Below are 2,364 nucleotides of genomic sequence, written 5' to 3'. Positions count from 1 at the left end.
CTCCGTTCCCCATGGCACTTGGCATGAGGCGAGTCTAAGAGACGCCCACGCGTTCTACTGTTGGTGACCCGCTGCGGAGGCCCGACGGATTACGCGTCGCCGAAGTTTCGGGTGATCGCCGGGTCGACCGGGATGCCCGGGCCGGTTGTCGTCGAGACCGTAATCTTCTTCAGGTAGCGGCCTTTTGACGACGACGGCTTGTGCCGAAGCACCTCGTCGAGCGCCGCGCCGTAGTTCTCTGCGAGCTGCTTCTCGTCGAACGATGCCTTGCCGATGACGAAGTGCAGGTTGGCCTGCTTGTCGATCCGGAAGTTGATCTTGCCGCCCTTGATGTCCGACACGGCCTTGCTGATGTCGGGGGTGACGGTTCCGGTCTTGGGGTTGGGCATCAGGCCACGAGGTCCGAGAATTCGGGCGATCCGTCCGACCTTTGCCATCTGGTCAGGCGTGGCGATCGCGGCGTCGAAGTCCAAGAACCCGCCCTGGATCTTCTCGATCAGGTCGTCGCTGCCGACTACGTCGGCGCCCGCCGCGGTGGCCTCATCGGCCTTGTCTCCCACCGCGAATACCGCGACCCGCGCGGTCTTACCGGTGCCGTGCGGCAGGTTGACCGTGCCGCGGACCATCTGGTCGGCTTTGCGCGGGTCGACACCCAGCCGGATGGCCACCTCGACGGTGGCGTCCTGCTTGGTCGACGACGTCTCCTTGGCCAGCTTGGCCGCTGCCAGCGGGCTGTAGAGGTTGTTGCGATCCACCTTCTCGGCGGCGGCGCGATATGCCTTGCTGTTCTTGCTCATTCGTTCATCCAATCTGGGGTTGGGGTGTGGTTGAAATGCGGACCGAAGCTGGCCCTCCCACTGGGTATCGCAGTCTTATTCGACGGTGATCCCCATCGACCGGGCGGTCCCGGCGATGATCTTGGCGCCTGCCTCAATGTCGTTGGCGTTGAGGTCGGCCTTCTTGGTCTCGGCGATTTCGCGGACCTGGTCCCAAGTCACCTTGGCGACCTTGGTCGTGTGCGGCTCGGCCGAACCCTTGCCCACGCCAGCGGCTTTGAGCAACAGCTTGGCCGCCGGCGGTGTCTTGAGCGCAAACGTGAAGCTGCGGTCCTCATAGACGGTGATCTCCACCGGAATCACGTTGCCGCGCTGGCTTTCCGTGGCGGCGTTGTATGCCTTGCAGAACTCCATGATGTTGACGCCGTGCTGGCCGAGCGCCGGTCCGACCGGCGGCGCGGGGTTAGCCTGCCCGGCTTCGATCTGAAGCTTGATCAGCCCGACGACTTTCTTCTTCGGAGCCATGAGGTGAGAAGTCCTTTCTTAAATCTTCGAGACCTGGGTGAAGCCCAGTTCCACAGGTGTTTCGCGGCCGAAGATGGACACCAGCACCTTGAGTTTCTGTTGTTCGGCGTTGACCTCGTTGATCGTGGCCGGCAGCGTGGCGAAGGGCCCGTCCATCACGGTGACCGACTCGCCGACGGCGTAGTCGACCTCGATGACCGGACGCTCCAGCCCGACCTCGGCCGCCGCGGTGCTGGCCGCGCCCTTGGCGGGCTTCTTGGCCGCGCCCTGCGGCAGCAGGAACTTCACCACGTCGTCCAGCGACAGCGCCGACGGGCGCGAGGTCGCGCCGACGAACCCGGTGACACCCGGGGTGTTACGCACCGCCGACCAGGAGTCGTCGGTCAGGTCCATGCGGACCAGGATGTAGCCGGGCAGCACCTTGCGGTTGACCTGCTTGCGCTGGCCGTTCTTGATCTCGGTGACCTCTTCGGTGGGCACTTCCACCTGGAAGATGTAGTCACCGACGTCCAAGTTCTGCACGCGGGTCTCGAGGTTGGCTTTGACCTTGTTCTCGTACCCGGCGTAGGAGTGGATGACGTACCAGTCGCCGGGCTTGGCGCGCAGTTCGGCTTTCAGCGCAACAGCCGGGTCGACCTCTTCGGGTTCTTCGGGTTCTTCGGGCTCAGCGACCAGCGCCGGCTCTTCGGCCGCAGCGGCTTCCTCGACTGCGGCGGCTTCCGCGTCCGCAACCTCGTTCACGGACACGGCAGCGTCGTCGGCAGCCGCCCGCGGGTCGGCTTCGGCTTCGACCGAAACCTCTTCTAACGCCGCTGCGATGTCGACCGCGTCACCCGCGGGCAGATCGCCGTCGGAGGTCGTCACGGTTACTCAGTCCCTTCTATACATCAGCTTTTTGGGTGCGTCGGCCTCAGCCGAACACCATGAGCACCAGCTTCGCGAGGCCCAGGTCGACCAGGCCGATCAGCGCCACCATGAACACCAGGAACGCCAGTACCACCGAGGTGTAGGTCCCCATCTGCTTGCGGTTGGGCCAGATGACCTTGCGCAGCTCGGCAATGAC

The 2,364-nt window shown here is 64.4% G+C and carries 4 protein-coding genes; all 4 read right to left on the bottom strand.

What is annotated here, in order from left to right:
- Positions 1–89: 89 nt before the first annotated feature.
- Entirely contained in the window at positions 90–797 is a 708-nt protein-coding gene (gene rplA / locus WBF82_RS09025) for a 50S ribosomal protein L1 (protein ID WP_424382705.1), read from the bottom strand.
- A 75-nt stretch (positions 798–872) separates the two neighbouring features.
- Positions 873–1,301, bottom strand: coding sequence for a 50S ribosomal protein L11 (rplK, locus tag WBF82_RS09020; RefSeq protein ID WP_424079914.1), 429 nt, complete (start codon positions 1,299–1,301; stop codon positions 873–875).
- A gap of 18 nt (positions 1,302–1,319) precedes the next feature.
- Positions 1,320–2,048 (bottom strand): transcription termination/antitermination protein NusG, encoded by a 729-nt coding sequence (gene nusG / locus WBF82_RS09015; RefSeq protein WP_424382707.1) that lies wholly within the window; start codon positions 2,046–2,048, stop codon positions 1,320–1,322.
- Between the two features lie 163 nt (positions 2,049–2,211).
- The coding region (gene secE, locus WBF82_RS09010) for a preprotein translocase subunit SecE (RefSeq protein WP_424382706.1) at positions 2,212–2,364 on the bottom strand (153 nt) is incomplete at its 5' end.

Origin of the sequence: Mycobacterium sp. (genome assembly GCF_049673265.1) — a bacterium.
Classification (GTDB): domain Bacteria; phylum Actinomycetota; class Actinomycetes; order Mycobacteriales; family Mycobacteriaceae; genus Mycobacterium.
Note: the sequence above shows the minus strand (reverse complement) of the source record. Positions and strands in the feature narration are given on the sequence as shown.

What these genes read in the sequence shown, in the direction of transcription:
- rplA (WP_424382705.1), bottom strand. Translation starts at nt 797, where the DNA reads ATGAGCAAGAACAGCAAGGCATATCGCGCCGCCGCCGAGAAGGTGGAT.
- rplK (WP_424079914.1), bottom strand. Translation starts at nt 1,301, where the DNA reads ATGGCTCCGAAGAAGAAAGTCGTCGGGCTGATCAAGCTTCAGATCGAA.